This window comes from Aeromonas sp. 604282 (assembly GCF_049170575.1).
Taxonomy (GTDB): Bacteria; Pseudomonadota; Gammaproteobacteria; order Enterobacterales; family Aeromonadaceae; genus Aeromonas; species Aeromonas veronii_A.
In genome coordinates this window covers 598,048-613,244 of record NZ_JAAKMV010000001.1, presented here as the reverse complement: position 1 = coordinate 613,244, position 15,197 = coordinate 598,048, and the positions used below count along the sequence as shown (strand labels likewise).

The window sequence follows — 15,197 nt, the reverse complement described above, 5'->3', positions numbered from 1 at the left end:
GTGGCAATAAAAAACCGGCCACAGGGACCGGTTTTGATTGAGAGGTTGTTTGATATTACTGCAGTACCACGTTCTGGAAACCCTGTACCAGAGAGATGACGGGTTGTGGGTAGAGGCCGAGCAAGACCACCAGTGCGGCAGAGAGCAGTACCACCACGCCACCGGAGGAGAGTGCCCAGTCGGCGCTGGCATCCCGCTGCTGCATACCCGGTTCGCGCAGATATAGGGTTACCATCACCTTGAGGTAGTAGTAGAGACCCAGTGCGCTGCCGAGCACGATGGCACCGGAGAGCCACCAGAGCTGCGCCTCGACGGTGACGCCGATGAGGTAGAACTTGCCGATAAAGCCGAGGGTCATCGGGATGCCCGCCAAGGAGAGCATCATCACCGTCAGCACGGCTGTGAGGTAAGGACGCTTCCAGAACAAGCCGCGATAGCTGTGCAGGGAGTCTGCATCCTTGCCGCGATAGGGGCTCGACATCATGCTCACCACCCCAAAGGCACCCAGGCTGGTGAACAGATACATCAGCAGGTAGACCCCGGCTGCTTCCACCGGCATCTGGCCGAATCGGCTCGCCACGATCACCGCCAGCAGGTAGCCGAAGTGGGAGATGGAGGAGTAACCCAGCATCCGTTTGACGTTGGTCTGCACCAGGGCCAGCAGGTTGCCGACCAGGATGGAGATGACCGCCATGGCTGCCAGCAGCCAGTGGATCATGGGATCGCTCGCCGCCGGTACCGCCAGATAGAAACGCAGCAGCACGGCAAAGACCGCCACCTTGCTGACGGTGGCGAGGAAGGTGGCGACCGGTGCCGGGGCACCTTCGTAGACATCCGGGGTCCAGAGGTGGAAGGGGGCCAGGGAGAGTTTAAAGGCAAAGCCGACCAGCATTAACCCCAAACCGCCCATCAGCAGCGGGTGGTGAGCCGGGCTCTCGGCCAGGGTCTGCCCCAGGGCTGCAAAGCTCAGGCTGCCTGCCTGCGCATAGAGCAGCGCCATGCCAAACAACAGGAAGGCGGTGGCGGCGGCAGAGAGCACCATGTATTTCACCGCGGCTTCCAGCGAGTGGCGCTCGCGGTAGGCGTAACCCACCAGACCGAACATCGGCAGGGTCAGCATCTCGATCCCGATAAAGAGAGAGGCGAGGTGACGGGAGCAGGCCAGCACCAGACCACCAGCGGTGGCGATCAGCAGCAGCAGGAAGAACTCTTCCCGGTTGTCCGGGTAGGTTTTCAGCCAAGATTGACCGAAGGTACAGGTAGCCAGGGCGCCGATGAGCACCAGTCCCATATAGAAGACGGCGTAACTGTCCACTTGCAGCAGCGGGGTGACCCCCTGATCCCCTTGCGCCATCACGATGGGCAGCGAGAACAGAGCAAGGTTGAGGCCAACAATGGTCACGGTAAAGGCGGTGGTGACACAGCGGCGCCAGGCGATGGCCAGCATCAGGGCCGCCATGGCCCCGGTGGTCAACAGCAGGGGAAGCAGTGCCAGCAGTTGGGAAGCGGAGAAAGTCATTGCAGGGCTCCAGCAGTCGGCAGCAGATACCAGTGCAGCACGTTGATAAGGCTGCTGCTGGCGGTGTCAATCACGGGTTGGGGATAGAGGCCAAGCAGAACCAGCAGGCTCGCGATCACCATCATCATGGTCAGCTCGCGGCGATCCAGCCCCTTGAGCATGCTCTCATCCTTGGCGGGGCCAAAGCAGGCGCGCTGCAACATGATGAGGGAGTAGACAGAGGCCAGTACCAGACCGAAGGTGGCGACTGCCGTGATGACAGGGGCAACCTGGAAGCTGCCGACCAGGATCAGGAACTCGCCGACAAAGTTGCCGGTGCCCGGCATGCCGAGCGATGCTACCGAGAAGAAGAGCATCACGCCGGGCAGATAGCGCAGGCGTCCCCACAGGCCGCCCATCTGGCGCAGATCCCGGGTGTGCAACCGCTCGTAGAGCTGACCGCAGAGGATAAAGAGGCCGGCAGCGGAGAGACCGTGGGCGATCATCTGCACCACGGCGCCCTGCAGGGCCAGCTCGCTACCCGAGTAGATAGCGATCATCACAAAACCCATGTGGGAGATGCTGGTGTAGGCTACCAGCCGTTTGATGTCGGTCTGGGCAAAGGCCACGATGGCACCGTAGACGATACCGATCAGGCCAAGCACCATGGCGTAGGGGGCAAATTCGGCGGACGCTTCGGGGAAGAGCGGCAAGGCAAAGCGCAGCAGACCGTAGGCGGCGGTTTTGAGCAAAATACCGGCGAGATCCACCGAACCTGCGGTCGGCGCCTGACTGTGGGCATCCGGCAGCCAGCCGTGCAGCGGTACCAGCGGCATCTTGACCGCGAAGGCGATAAAGAATCCCAGCATCAGCAGCCACTGAACGCCCTTGCTCATCGGGGTATTGAGCAGCTCCAGATAGTTGAAGGTGAAGACTCCGGTGGCATGCTGGTGGGTCAGCACCAGCCCGATGATGGCCACCAGCATGATAAGGCCGCTCACCTGGGTGTAGATAAAGAACTTGGTTGCGGCGTTGATCCGTGATTTGCCGTCAGTGACCGAATGGCCCCAGAGCGCAATCAGGAAGTACATGGGGACCAGCATCATCTCCCAGAAGAAGAAGAAGAGGAACAGGTCCAGCGCCATAAAGACCCCGAGCACGCCGCCCAGGATCCAGAGCAGGTTGAGGTGGAAGAAGCCGATGCGCTGCACGATCTCTTTCCACGAACAGAGAATGGCCAGTACCCCGATAAAGCAGGTGAGGATCACCATCAAGAGCGACAGGCCATCCACCGCGAGATGCAAAGAGATGCCAAAGCGCGGGATCCACGGCAGGCGCCACTCGGCGGCCCAGGCGGAGGCAGCACCGGAGACGCCCGCGCTGTCGAGGCCGGTCGTGGCAAGGGAGAAGTCTCCACTTAGCCAGATGGCACAGGAGAGCAGCAGGCTGGCGCTCATGGAGAGCAGGGCTACCCAGCGGACAAACTGCCCGCCGAGACGCTCCATCTGCCAGCAGAGCAAGCCGCCGATAAAAGGAATTAGCAAGATCCAGAGTAAGGTCACGGTATCAGCTCTCGTTCAAGTTCATATGAGATTGCGCTCCCTGTTCCATCAGGGAGAGCAAATAGCCCGGCTGTACGATTTTCGTGTTGTTCATCGCGTTTACCCCAGTAGCAGCAGTGCCAGTACCAGTGCGGCACCGATCCCCATGGAAGCGGCATACCAGCGCAACTTGCCGGTGACTGTCCAGGCCAGCAACTGGTTGCCACGCAGTGCGAACCAAGCGGGCAGGCCCATCATCCAGTCCAGCGGGTCGCGGGCCAGCAGCCGGGTCGCCAGCAGATAGGGTTTGACCCACAGCTGGTCATAGAGCCAGTCAAAGCCCCAGGCGTTGAACCAGAGGGTGCTGAGCAGATGGCCTGGCGCGCTGTTGGCAATGGCGGTGGCCAGACGGCGCTCACCAAGGAACAGAAACGCGGCCAGCGTGATGCCCGCAATGGCGATGATGCCGGAGGCTACCTCCAGTGCATGGCGACCCTCTTCGATATGGTCCCCCGGGCCTGCGGGCAGTACACCTGCCAGTGGCGGGGTGATCAGCGCGCCTATGCCGGTAGAAAGCACCAGCAGCACCAGCAGCGGCAGATGGTGAGCCAGACCGTGACCAGCGTGGGCTTTGGTCTGCTCTTTGCCATGGAAGGCGATAAAGATCAGCCGGAAGGTATAGAGCGAGGTGAGGAATGCCCCTACCAGACCTGCCCACAGCAGCGCGCTTTGGCCAGAGGCTTCTACTTGCCACAGGATGGCGTCCTTACTGTAGAAACCGGAAGTGACCAGCGGCAACGCCGCCAGCGCCGAGCCCCCCACCAGGAAGCAGGCATAGACCAGCGGCAAACTCTTGCGCAGGCCACCCATCTTGAAGATGTTCTGCTCATGGTGGCAGGCAACGATAACGGCACCGGCGGAGAGGAACAGCAGCGCCTTGAAGAAGGCGTGGGTCATCAGGTGGAAGATGGCCCCTTCCCATGCGCCGACACCCAGTGCCAGAAACATGTAGCCAATCTGGCTCATGGTGGAGTAGGCGAGGATCCGCTTGATATCGGTCTGAACCAGCGCGGCAAAGCCTGCCAGCACTAGCGTGATGGCGCCAACCAGTCCGACCAGATGGAGGATCTCTGGCGCCAGCAGGAACAGGCCGTGGGTACGTGCAATCAGGTAGACACCGGCGGTCACCATGGTGGCGGCGTGGATCAGCGCGGAGACCGGGGTCGGGCCTGCCATCGCATCCGCCAGCCAGGTTTGCAGCGGCAGCTGGGCCGATTTGCCGACTGCGCCGCCCAAGAGCATCAGGCAGGCCAGCGACAGGGCAGGGGAGCCCTCGGCAAACAGGGTCGGGGCACGAACCAGCAGCTCGTGGATATTGAGGGTGCCCAGTTCCCGATAGAGGATAAACAGGCCGATGGCGAGGAAGACATCACCCACCCGGGTCACGACAAATGCCTTGAGGGCCGCCGCTCCGTTGTTGCGATCCTTGTAGTAGAAGCCGATCAGCAGATAGCTGCACAGCCCTACCCCTTCCCAGCCGAGGTAGACAAACAGCAGGTCATCGGCCAGTACCAGAAACAGCATGCTGGCGATAAAGAGGTTGGTGTAGGTAAAGAAGCGGGAGTAGCCCTCTTCACCGCGCATATACCAGGAGGCGAACAGGTGGATAAAGAAACCCACCCCGGTCACCACCCCCAGCATGGTCAGCGACAGGCCATCCAGTGCCAGCGAGAAGCTCGGGGTAAAGTTGCCCACCGCCATCCATTGCCACAGGCGCTGGACATAGACGCCCCCCTCGGGCGGGTTGCCCAGAAAGTCGATGCCCACCCACAGGGTAGTGAGGGCCGACAGGCCAATGGAGCCCACCCCGATCAGCGCCGAGGTACGCTCGCCAAACCGGCCGAGGGAGAAGGCCAATACCAGCCATCCCAGCAGCGGAAATAGAAAAGTCAGATATAAGAGGCTCATCCGCGCATCTCACTCACAGTGTCCACGTTCAGGGTGTGGTAACGACGATAGAGCAGCAGTAACAGGGCAAGGCCGATACTGGCCTCCGCTGCCGCCAGAGAAATCACCAAGATATACATGATCTGGCCATCGGCCTGGGCCCAGCGGCTACCCGCCACCACAAACGCCAGTGCCGAGGCATTCATCATGATCTCGATACTCATCAGGATGTAGAGCAGGTTGCGGCGGATCAGCAGACCGCACAAGCCGATGCAGAAGAGCACCGCGGCCAGCAGGAGGCCGTGCTCCATAGGGATTCCATTCATTGCTGACCTCCTTCTTGTGCAGAGCGGGATGCTGTGCGGGGGACGGAGAGCACTTCACCGCTCTTCTCTTCCCGACCCAGGTGATAGGCGGTTACCAGACCCGCCAGCAGCAGGATGGAGGCAAGCTCCACCGCCAGCACATAGGGGCCAAAGAGCTCGACACCTACCTGCTTGGCGGTCACCTCGGTCACTCCGATCAGGCCCCCGGTCACCCCGAGAATGCCGTGGGCCAGAAAGCCCAGCAGGATCAGCGAGAGCAGGGCTGGGCCCCCCCAGGTCATGGGGGTGAGCCACTTTTTCTCCTGTGCCTGGGCACTCCCCAGGTTCAGCATCATCACCACGAACACGAACAGCACCATGATGGCGCCGGCGTAGACGATCACCTGCAGGGCGCCCGCAAAGGCGGCACCCAGGCAGAAGAAGATCATGGCCACGGCGATGAGGGAGATGATGAGATTGAGCAGCGCATGCATTGGATTGCTGGTGCTGATCACCCGCAGCGTGCTGTAAATGGCCACCAGGGCCGAGGCATAAAATGCCAGTTCCATGATTGACTCCTCAGGGCAGCAGGCTCTTGACATCGATGGGCTTGGCTTCGTTTTCGGCATCCCCTTTCGGCTTACCGTCGATGGCCATCCCGCTCATGCGATAGAAGTTGTAGTCCGGGTATTTGCCGGGCCCGCTGATCAGCAGATCCTCCTTCTCGTACACCAGATCCTGGCGGCGATACTCACCCATCTCGAAATCCGGTGTCAGCTGGATGGCGGTGGTGGGGCAAGCCTCTTCACACAGGCCGCAGAAGATGCAGCGAGAGAAGTTGATGCGAAAGAACTCCGGATACCAGCGACCATCTTCCCGCTCGGATTTTTGCAGCGAGATGCAGCCGACCGGGCAGGCAACTGCGCAGAGGTTGCAGGCCACGCAGCGCTCGTCCCCGTCGGGGTCGCGGGTCAGCACGATGCGACCGCGGTAGCGGGGGGCCGCATAGACTGCCTGCTCCGGATAGTTGAGGGTTTCACGGGGCCGCCAGGCATGGGAGAAGACCATGGCCAGACTGCGTAACTGGGTGCCGACACCCTGAATAATGCTAACAATTTTCATATTGAGTGCCTCACTGCGTACTTATCAGTACAACTGCCGCGGTGACCAGCATATTGATCAGGGTCAGCGGCAAGCAGACTTTCCAGCCAAACGACATCACCTGGTCAAAGCGCGGGCGAGGCAGGGAGGCCCGCAGCAGGATGAAGAACACCATGAAACAGGCGGTCTTCAGGGCAAACCAGATGAAGGGGGGCAGCCAGGGGCCGTGCCAGCCACCGAAGAAGAGGGTCACGATGAGCGAGGAGATCAGCACGATGCCGATATATTCGCCCACGAAGAAGAGACCCCACTTCATCCCCGCATACTCGATGTGATAGCCGTCGGCGAGCTCCTGCTCGGCTTCCGGCTGATCGAACGGGTGACGGTGGGTGACGGCGACACCGGCAAACAGGAAGGTGACAAAGCCCAAAATCTGGGGCACCACGTTCCACAAGTCTGCCTGTGCCTCGACGATATCCCGCAGGTTGAAACTGCCGGTTTGGATCACAATCCCCATCAGGGAGAGCCCGAGAAACACCTCGTAGGAGAGGGTCTGAGCCGAGGCGCGCAAGCTGCCAAGCAATGAGTATTTGTTGTTGCTCGACCAGCCGGCGAACAGCACCGCATAGACCGCCAGCCCTGCGATGGCCAGGATGTAGAGCAGCCCCACATTGAGATCCGCCACGCCCCAGGTGGGGGTGATGGGCACCACCGCAAACGCCAGAATAAAGGCGGTGAAGGCGATGATGGGGGCCAGGATAAAGATCCGGCGATCGGCGAACGGCGGGATCCAGTCCTCCTTGAAGAACATCTTGATCATGTCGGCGGCCAGCTGCAGCAGACCAAACGGCCCCACCCGGTTGGGGCCGTAGCGATCCTGCCACAGGGCCAGCAGACGGCGCTCGATGAAGCTCATGAAGGCGCCAGCCCCTACGATCCCCACCAGCACGATCAGTGCCTTGCCCACCTCCAGCAACAGATCGATCAGCGACTCGCTCATGCGATCACCTCCTGCAGGTTAGTGATTGAGGCTTGTTGCAGGGCCGTCGGCAGGCCGTTCACCCCAAGGGGGAGCCCCACCAGACCGGCGCTCAGCTGCTCGCTCAGGCGCAGACGCAGTTGCCAGTGGTTACCGCCCCAGGAGAAGGAGACCTGACTGCCCCCGTGGAGGGTCAGACGCTGCGCATCAAGGGGATTGAGCACCAGCTCGGGTTCGTTCATCCGGGCCTGAATAACCGGGCTGCGAGCGGAGAGCTCCTCGCCGCCAAACAGCTGGGCATAATTGACCACTTGCAGCGCCTCTGCGGCCTTGAAGGGGGCGGGGATGGTGGTGAACCAACCGAGCGGCTCCTTGCCTTCTGCCTGCGGGTCTGTTGCTTCCAACAGACGGCGACCCGGATCGCCAGCACGCAGTTTGCCACCCACTTCATCCTGGAACTTGTTCCAGGCGGAGGGAGAGTTCCAGCCCGGCGCCCAGGCGAACGGTACTTGCGGCAGCGGCTGACGGGCTCCGGCATACCCTTCCATGGAGAAGTTGAAGGGGGAGTCGGGATCTTGCGCTACCCGCGGCTCGCTGACGTTCTGATCCGCCAACATGGAGGTGCGACCGCTGTAACGATGCGGCTCACGGGCCAGTCGCATGCCACGGATCCGCAAGCCTGCATTGGGGGCAGCTTCCAGCATGGTGGCCAGCAGCGGATTGCTGGTGGCGCAGTCATGGTTGATCTGGTCGAAGTTCTGCCAGCGCAGCGGCTTGCGTTCTATCACCCCTTGCAGCGCCGCCAGCCAGCGCCACCCTTCACGCACCTGAATATCGGCGTTGTAGAAGGCGGGCGCATAGACCTGGAAGAAGCGCTGGGCGCGCCCTTCCATGTTCACCAGGGTGCCATCGGCTTCGGCAAAACTGGCCGCTGGCAGCACCAGATCAGCCTTGTTGGCGGTCGGGGTCGCCTGATGGTCGATGACCAGCAGGTGCTGCAGCCGTGCCAGTGCAGCATCCACCCGGTTGCGCGGCGCGCGGCGGTAAAGATCGTTCTCCAGGGTGACCAGCGCCAACCCCTCTTCGGCCTCGATACGCGCAAGGGCGGCTTCGAGTGGCTTGTCTGACAAGGTTTGAGCGCCCAGCATGGCCAGCCCCAGCGAGTTGGCCTCCTGGCCAACCAGCGCGATGCTGGCTTCCAGACCTCGGCCTTTCAGGGCGCGGGCAATGTTGCTGGCCGCCTCAAGCAGCGCCACATCGCGGGCACTGGAGCCAGCAATGATGAGCGGCTTCCTGGCGTTGCCGAGCAGCTCGGCCCAGCGAGCCGCTTGTGCCTGCTGTTCGGGGCAGAGGTCGCTCACGGCCGGTGCGGCCGGGTCGAGCAGGTTGGCGATGGCAAAGCCAAGGCGCGCCTGATCGGCATAGGGGGCGTGCAGCTTGTCGGCCGCCACATCGTCAAGGCGGGTGGTGTCGAGACTGGTGATGAGCAGCGGATAGCGCTCGTTCTGACCCAGAGTCTGCACCGCGGCAACCTGCCACAGGTCGACCTTCATCTTGCGGGCCAGCTCGCGGGCTTTGCCCTTGACGGCTTGACGCAGGGCCAGTGCAATTCGAGCCGCGCTCATGGTGACATCTTCGCCGAGCACCAGAATGGCGTCGGCCTCTTCCATGTCGCGCAGGCTTGGTGTTGATACGCCGCCATGCTGCAAAATCTGCAGGATCTTCTGCTGGCATTCCCACTCGGCCTGCTCGACGCCTGCGTAGAAGTTGGCTTCGCCCACCAGCTCGCGCAGGGCAAAGTTGCTCTCCAGCGAGGCGCGGGGCGAGCCGATGCCGATGAGGCCGCAGGCCGTGCGCAGGGCATCGGCGGCGCGGTTGAGGGCGCCATCGACCGTGATGGTCAGCTGGTCGTTGCCATCTTTGAGCAGCGGTTGGCGCGGGCGGTCCGCCAGATTGACGTAGCCATAGCCAAAGCGGCCACGGTCACAGAGGAAGTAGTGGTTGACGCTGCCGTGGAAGCGGTTTTCAATCCGGCGCAGCTCGCCATAACGCTCGCCCGGACTGATGTTGCAGCCCACGGAGCATTGCTGGCAGATGCTGGGGGCAAACTGCATGTCCCACTTGCGGTTGTAGCGCTCGGAGTGGGTCTTGTCGGTGAAGACGCCGGTGGGGCAGACCTCCACCAGGTTGCCGGAAAATTCGCTCTCCAGGGTGCCATCCTCGACCCGCCCGAAATAGACGTTGTCGTGGGCACCGTAGACCCCGAGATCCTCGCCACCGGCATAATCCTTGTAGTAACGGACGCAGCGATAGCAGGCGATACAGCGGTTCATCTCGTGACCGATGAAGGGGCCCAGCTCCTGATTCTGGTGGGTGCGTTTAGTGAAGCGGTAGCGACGGCTGTTGTGGCCGGTCATCACCGTCATATCCTGCAGGTGGCAGGCGCCGCCCTCTTCACACACCGGGCAGTCGTGGGGGTGGTTGGTCATCAGCCACTCCACCACGCTCTTGCGAAATTCTTTAGCCTCTTCATCTTCGATGGCGATGTAGCTGCCATCGGTGGCCGGGGTCATGCAGGACATGACCAGACGGCCGCGCTTGTCATCGGCATTCTGATACTGTTTGACCGCACACTGGCGGCAGGCTCCCACGCTACCCAGCGCCGGATGCCAGCAGAAATAGGGGACGTCCAGACCCAGCGACAGACAGGCTTGCAGCAGGTTATCTGCTCCGTCTACCTCGTACTCTTTGCCGTCTACATAAATGGTTGCCATACAACTTCCCTGAAACCTGTTTTGTGAAATCTGTGGTGTCGTTACCAGCGCTCGCCCAGCAGATTGGGCTGGATCCCTTTGACCGGCTTGCGGTTGTCACCGCTTCCCTTGAGCCCGGCCTCGAATTCGGAGCGGAAATATTTGATGGCGCTGGCGAGCGGCTCGACGGCGCCCGGTGCGTGGGCGCAGAAGGTCTTGCCCGGGCCAAGGAAACTGCAGAGTTGCTCCAGGGTCGCCAGATCGCCGGATTGCCCTTCGCCACGCTCCAGTGCCCGCAGCAGCTTGACGCTCCAGGGCAGGCCGTCGCGGCAGGGCGTGCACCAGCCACACGACTCGCGGGCGAAGAACTCCTCCATGTTGCGCAGCAGGGAGACCATGCTGATGGAGTCATCCACCGCCATGGCGAGGCCAGTCCCCATCCGGGTACCGACCTTGCCGATACCGGCGGTATACATCTGGGCATCGAGGTGCTCCGGCAGCAGGAAGCCGGTGCCCGCGCCGCCCGGTTGCCAGGCTTTCAGGCGATAGCCGCTCTTCATCCCGCCGGCGTAATTTTCAAACAGCTCGCGGGCGGTGATGCCAAAGGGCAGCTCCCAGACCCCGGGGTTGTTCACCTTGCCGGAGAAGCCCATCAGCTTGGTGCCGTGATCTTCCGAGCCCGGCAGCGCCAGCCCGTGATACCAGGCGACCCCGTTGCCGATGATGGCGGGCACGTTGCAGAGGGTTTCGACGTTGTTGACGCAGGTGGGTTTGCCCCAGACGCCGGAGACGGCGGGGAAGGGGGGTTTGGCGCGCGGGTTGGCGCGGCGCCCTTCCAGCGAATTGATCAACGCCGTCTCTTCACCACAGATGTAGCGGCCGGCGCCGGTGTGGACGAACAGCTCGAAGTCAAAACCGGATCCCAGAATGTTCTTGCCCAGTAGACCGGCGGCCTTGGCCTCTTCCACCGCACGGCGCAGGTTGATGGCAGCATCCACATACTCGCCGCGCAGGAAGATATAGCCGCGATAGGCCTTGAGCGCCCGGGCACTGATGATCATCCCCTCGATCAGCAGATGGGGCAGTTGCTCCATCAGCAGGCGATCTTTCCAGGTGTTGGGCTCCATCTCGTCGGCGTTGCAGAGCAGGTAACGGATGTTCATGCTCTCGTCTTTGGGCATCAGCCCCCACTTCACACCAGTGGGGAAGCCCGCACCGCCGCGCCCCTTGAGACCGGCATCCTTGACGGTGCTGACGATCTCGTCCGGGCTCATCTGGCCGAGCGCCTTGCGCACCGCTTCATACCCCTGTTTGGCCTGATACTCCTCCAGCCACACCGGCTGGCCGTCATCCCGCAGCCGCCAGGTGAGCGGGTGGGTCTCGGCGGTGCGGGCCGTGCGGTTGGCGGTGCCAAGAGAGGCGAGGATCTTGTTTTGCGGCAGGCTCATGGGTAAGCCTCCAGGGTTTTCAGCAAGGTCACCGGATCGAGGCCGCCATAGGTATCGTCATCGATCATGATGGCTGGCCCCTTGTCGCAGTTGCCAAGGCAGCAGACCGGCAGCAGGGTGAAGCGGCCATCCGGGGTAGTTTGACCGGGGCCGAGGTTCATCACCTCCTTGAGACCGGCCAGCAGATCTTCATGGCCATTGATGTAGCAGACCATGCTGTCGCAGACGCGGATGATGTGACGCCCTACTGGCTGGCGGAAGATCTGGCTGTAGAAGGTGGCGACCCCCTCCACGTCGCTGGCGGGAATGCCGAGCTCGGCCGCGATGGCGTGAATGGCGCCGTCGGGTACCCAGCCTCTGGCCTGCTGCACGATCTTGAGCGCTTCGATGCTGGCGGCGCGGGGATCTTCGTAGTGGTGTTTCTCGTGTTCGATGGCATCGCGTTCAGCCTGGCTCAGAACGAAGTCGTCCTGCTTGCTGCTGCATGCCCCTTGCCCCTGTGGGGTCTGATTATTGTGACACTGACATTGCTGGCTCATGACTTGACCTTTGGTGGCTTGTCCTTTTACTGCTCGTCCGGCGATCCCGATTCCCGGCCATGGCCGGGAGGGCGGATCACTTAACGGTCCACATCCGACATAACAAAATCGATACTGCCCAGATAGACGATGAGGTCCGACACCATGCTGCCCTTGATCACCGAGGGGATCTGCTGCAGGTGAGCAAAGCTCGGGGTGCGGATCCGGGTCCGGTAGCTCATGGTGGAGCCATCGCTGGTCAGGTAGTAACTGTTGACGCCCTTGGTCGCCTCAATCATCTGGAACGATTCGGCAGCGGGCATCACCGGGCCCCAAGACACTTGCAGGAAGTGGTTGATCAGGGTCTCGATGTGCTGCAGCGTGCGCTCTTTGGGCGGCGGCGTGGTGAGGGGGTGATCCGCCTTGAAGGGACCCTCCGGCATGTTCTTCATGCATTGCTCGATGATCGACATGCTCTGGCGGATCTCCTCGATCCGCACGGTAGCTCTGTCGTAGGCATCGCCATTGCTGCCGACCGGCACTTCAAAGTCGAACTGATCGTAACCGGAGTAGGGGCGCCACTTGCGTATGTCGAAGTTAAGGCCGGTGGCGCGCAATCCGGCCCCCGTGGTGCCCCAGGACAACGCCTGCTCGGTGGTGTAGGCAGATACGCCTATGGTTCGACCGCGCAGAATGCTGTTGCGCATCGCCGCTTTTTCGTAATCCATCAGCCGCTTGGGCAGCCAGCTCAGCAGGTTGTCCTGCACCAGCCGTTGCCATCCCTTCGGCAGGTCGTGGGCCACACCGCCGATACGGAACCAGGCCGGGTGCATGCGGGCACCGGTGATCGCTTCGATGATGGTGTAGATCTTCTGCCGGTCGGTGAAGGTAAAGAAGACCGGGGTCATGGCCCCCACGTCCTGGATATAGGTACCGAGGAACAAGAGATGGCTCTGGATGCGGAACAGCTCCGCCATCATCACCCGGATCATATCGACCCGCTGCGGCACCTTGATGCCAGCCAGCTTCTCGACCGCCAGCACATAGGGGAGGTTGTTCATCACCCCGCCCAGATACTCGACCCGGTCGGTATAGGGGATGTAGCTGTGCCAGGATTGGCGCTCGCCCATCTTCTCGGCACCGCGATGGTGATAGCCGATATCGGGCACACAGTTGCGGATCTCTTCGCCATCGAGCTGCAACACCAACCGGAAGGCGCCGTGAGCCGAGGGGTGGTTGGGGCCGAGGTTGAGGAACATGTAGTCCTCATTCTCGTTGCCGCGGGCCAGCCCCCACTCTTCCGGTTTGAACAGCAGGTTCTCCTGCTCCATGTCCTGTTTGGCGGCATCGAGCATGAAGGGATCGAATTCGGTGGCGCGCGCCGGGTAATCCTTGCGCAGCGGGTGACCCTGCCAGCTCTTGGGCATCATGATGCGGGTCAGATGGGGGTGGCCATCGAAGGTGATGCCCATCAAATCCCACACTTCCCGCTCGTACCAGTTGGCATTGGGGAAGTGGTTGGTGATGGTGGGCAGATGCAGGTCACTTTCGGCCAGCGCCACTTTCAACATCACATCGGCGTTACGGTCGATGGAGATGAGGTGATAGAAGACGGTGAAATCGCTCTGGGGCAGACCGTCGCGATGGCTGCGCAGCCGCTCATCGGTGGCGCTGAGATCAAACAGCATCACAAACGGGGAGGGCACCTTGCGCAAGAAGCCCATCACATCCTGCAGCAGTTTGCGGGGAAGCCAGACCACCGGCACGCCGGTGCGCGTGGTCTGCACGGTGAAGTGCTCGGCCCCGAAGTGGGCAAACAGTTCGCCAATGACTTTGGCATCCTTGTGGTCGCTGGGCTGCCACTGGGCCATGGCGTAATTGCTGGGAAAATCACGAGTCAGTTTCATGGTCAGATCTCATCCGGCGTGCGCAGGTTGGTCACATTGATCCGTTCGCCGCGCTTGCGCTCTTTTTCGGCCTGCATCTGGGGACGGTAGATCCCCTGATCGCCCACTACCCAGGAGAGGGGGCGGCGCTCTTTGCCGATGGAGTCCTGCAGCAGCATCAGGGCTTGCAAAAAGGCTTCGGGACGGGGCGGGCAACCCGGAATGTAGACGTCGACCGGCAGGAACTTGTCTACCCCCTGCACCACGGAATAGATGTCATACATGCCGCCGGAGTTGGCACAGGCCCCCATGGAGATCACCCACTTGGGTTCGAGCAACTGTTCATACAGGCGCTGGATGACTGGCGCCATCTTGATGAAGGGGGTCCCTGCAATCACCATGAAATCGGCCTGACGGGGCGAAGCGCGGATAACTTCGGCGCCGAAGCGGGCCACATCGTGGGGGGAGGTGAAGGCGGTACACATCTCCACGTAGCAGCAGGAGATGCCGAAGTTGTAAGGCCAGAGGGAGTTTTTGCGGCCCCAGTTGACTGTGTCTTGCAGCACCTCCTCGAGGCGGCCCATCATGATGCCGCGCGTCGCTTCTTGCGCCAGTGGGTCATCGACGGTCTGGCGCTGCTCCTGGGGGTAGCGCTCAACGGGTGCATCCGGGTCAATCCGGGTCAGGGTGTACTTCATGGTGCAACCTCAAGGAAAGGGTCTGTGGTTCAATCACTGTTTTTGTTGTTCAACTGCTGTTTGCGCGGTGACCAGTCCAGTGCGCCGATGCGCCAGAGGTAGATCAGGCCGATAAGCAGCAGTCCGATGAAAATGGTGGCTTCAATAAAGCCGACCCAGCCGCTCTCCCGCACGGAGACAGACCAGGCAAAGAGGTAGAGCGCCTCGACGTCGAAGATGACGAAGAACATGGCGACCAGATAGAACTTGGCGGAAAAACGCAGGCGGGCACTGCCGACCGAGTCGACACCAGATTCAAATGGCTTGTTCTTGGAGCGGCCGTAGGCGCGACCTCCCAGCAGGGCGGCAAGGCCTATCATCACCAGACAGATGGTGATGGCACCGATGACATAAATGGCAAAAGCCCAATGTTGAGCAGAAATATCAGCAAACATAGAGGTTTTTCCTAACCAAATTAATCAAGCGACTTAACAATAATGTTACGCATTATGACACTTTCGCACTGATTTACATGTCATTTTTA

General features: G+C 61.4%; 13 protein-coding genes. All 13 read right to left on the bottom strand.

Annotated elements, in window-relative coordinates:
- Nucleotides 1-55: 55 nt before the first annotated feature.
- Nucleotides 56-1,519, bottom strand: a complete 1,464-nt coding sequence (gene nuoN / locus G5367_RS02565; protein WP_421243742.1) for an NADH-quinone oxidoreductase subunit NuoN — start codon at nucleotides 1,517-1,519, stop codon at nucleotides 56-58.
- A complete protein-coding gene (nuoM, locus tag G5367_RS02560) occupies nucleotides 1,516-3,060 on the bottom strand; it encodes an NADH-quinone oxidoreductase subunit M (RefSeq protein ID WP_421243741.1) in 1,545 nt (514 codons plus the stop codon). Before nuoM ends, nuoN begins: the two co-directional genes overlap by 4 nt.
- 99 nt (nucleotides 3,061-3,159) lie before the next feature.
- Entirely contained in the window at nucleotides 3,160-5,007 is a 1,848-nt protein-coding gene (gene nuoL, locus G5367_RS02555) for an NADH-quinone oxidoreductase subunit L (protein WP_421243740.1), read from the bottom strand.
- Nucleotides 5,004-5,312 carry an NADH-quinone oxidoreductase subunit NuoK gene (nuoK, locus tag G5367_RS02550; RefSeq protein ID WP_005337247.1) on the bottom strand — a complete coding sequence of 103 codons (309 nt, stop codon included), beginning with the start codon at nucleotides 5,310-5,312 and terminating at the stop codon, nucleotides 5,004-5,006. Before nuoK ends, nuoL begins: the two co-directional genes overlap by 4 nt.
- A complete protein-coding gene (nuoJ, locus tag G5367_RS02545; protein ID WP_005359828.1) occupies nucleotides 5,309-5,860 on the bottom strand; it encodes an NADH-quinone oxidoreductase subunit J in 552 nt (183 codons plus the stop codon). Before nuoJ ends, nuoK begins: the two co-directional genes overlap by 4 nt.
- Nucleotides 5,861-5,870: 10 nt before the next feature.
- Nucleotides 5,871-6,413 (bottom strand): NADH-quinone oxidoreductase subunit NuoI, encoded by a 543-nt coding sequence (nuoI, locus tag G5367_RS02540; RefSeq protein WP_005337245.1) that lies wholly within the window; start codon nucleotides 6,411-6,413, stop codon nucleotides 5,871-5,873.
- Between the two features lie 10 nt (nucleotides 6,414-6,423).
- A complete protein-coding gene (nuoH, locus tag G5367_RS02535; RefSeq protein WP_005337244.1) occupies nucleotides 6,424-7,392 on the bottom strand; it encodes an NADH-quinone oxidoreductase subunit NuoH in 969 nt (322 codons plus the stop codon).
- Nucleotides 7,389-10,145: an NADH-quinone oxidoreductase subunit NuoG gene (gene nuoG, locus G5367_RS02530; RefSeq protein WP_421243739.1), complete on the bottom strand. Its 2,757-nt coding sequence runs from the start codon at nucleotides 10,143-10,145 to the stop codon at nucleotides 7,389-7,391. The genes nuoH and nuoG overlap by 4 nt, the downstream gene beginning before the upstream one ends.
- Before the next feature lie 41 nt (nucleotides 10,146-10,186).
- A complete protein-coding gene (gene nuoF, locus G5367_RS02525) occupies nucleotides 10,187-11,572 on the bottom strand; it encodes an NADH-quinone oxidoreductase subunit NuoF (protein WP_421243738.1) in 1,386 nt (461 codons plus the stop codon).
- Complete coding sequence (gene nuoE / locus G5367_RS02520; protein WP_005337236.1) at nucleotides 11,569-12,111, bottom strand: NADH-quinone oxidoreductase subunit NuoE; 543 nt, start codon at nucleotides 12,109-12,111, stop codon at nucleotides 11,569-11,571. The genes nuoF and nuoE overlap by 4 nt, the downstream gene beginning before the upstream one ends.
- An 80-nt stretch (nucleotides 12,112-12,191) precedes the next feature.
- Nucleotides 12,192-13,997 (bottom strand): NADH-quinone oxidoreductase subunit C/D, encoded by a 1,806-nt coding sequence (nuoC, locus tag G5367_RS02515; protein ID WP_420924928.1) that lies wholly within the window; start codon nucleotides 13,995-13,997, stop codon nucleotides 12,192-12,194.
- Nucleotides 13,998-13,999: 2 nt separating this feature from the next.
- Nucleotides 14,000-14,674, bottom strand: a complete 675-nt coding sequence (locus tag G5367_RS02510) for a NuoB/complex I 20 kDa subunit family protein (RefSeq protein ID WP_005344917.1) — start codon at nucleotides 14,672-14,674, stop codon at nucleotides 14,000-14,002.
- A 29-nt stretch (nucleotides 14,675-14,703) separates the two neighbouring features.
- The gene (locus G5367_RS02505; protein WP_337072084.1) at nucleotides 14,704-15,108 is read right to left on the bottom strand and encodes an NADH-quinone oxidoreductase subunit A; all 405 of its coding nucleotides are present in this window, start codon (nucleotides 15,106-15,108) and stop codon (nucleotides 14,704-14,706) included.
- Between the last annotated feature and the right edge of the window lie 89 nt (nucleotides 15,109-15,197).

Excerpts from the sequence above, each read along its gene's own strand:
- nuoN (WP_421243742.1), bottom strand. The coding sequence starts at position 1,519 with ATGACTTTCTCCGCTTCCCAACTGCTGGCACTGCTTCCCCTGCTGTTG.
- nuoI (WP_005337245.1), bottom strand. The coding sequence starts at position 6,413 with ATGAAAATTGTTAGCATTATTCAGGGTGTCGGCACCCAGTTACGCAGT.
- G5367_RS02510 (WP_005344917.1), bottom strand. The coding sequence starts at position 14,674 with ATGAAGTACACCCTGACCCGGATTGACCCGGATGCACCCGTTGAGCGC.
- nuoJ (WP_005359828.1), bottom strand. The coding sequence starts at position 5,860 with ATGGAACTGGCATTTTATGCCTCGGCCCTGGTGGCCATTTACAGCACG.
- nuoH (WP_005337244.1), bottom strand. The coding sequence starts at position 7,392 with ATGAGCGAGTCGCTGATCGATCTGTTGCTGGAGGTGGGCAAGGCACTG.
- nuoC (WP_420924928.1), bottom strand. The coding sequence starts at position 13,997 with ATGAAACTGACTCGTGATTTTCCCAGCAATTACGCCATGGCCCAGTGG.
- nuoF (WP_421243738.1), bottom strand. The coding sequence starts at position 11,572 with ATGAGCCTGCCGCAAAACAAGATCCTCGCCTCTCTTGGCACCGCCAAC.
- nuoL (WP_421243740.1), bottom strand. The coding sequence starts at position 5,007 with ATGAGCCTCTTATATCTGACTTTTCTATTTCCGCTGCTGGGATGGCTG.
- nuoK (WP_005337247.1), bottom strand. The coding sequence starts at position 5,312 with ATGAATGGAATCCCTATGGAGCACGGCCTCCTGCTGGCCGCGGTGCTC.
- nuoG (WP_421243739.1), bottom strand. The coding sequence starts at position 10,145 with ATGGCAACCATTTATGTAGACGGCAAAGAGTACGAGGTAGACGGAGCA.
- nuoE (WP_005337236.1), bottom strand. The coding sequence starts at position 12,111 with ATGAGCCAGCAATGTCAGTGTCACAATAATCAGACCCCACAGGGGCAA.
- G5367_RS02505 (WP_337072084.1), bottom strand. The coding sequence starts at position 15,108 with ATGTTTGCTGATATTTCTGCTCAACATTGGGCTTTTGCCATTTATGTC.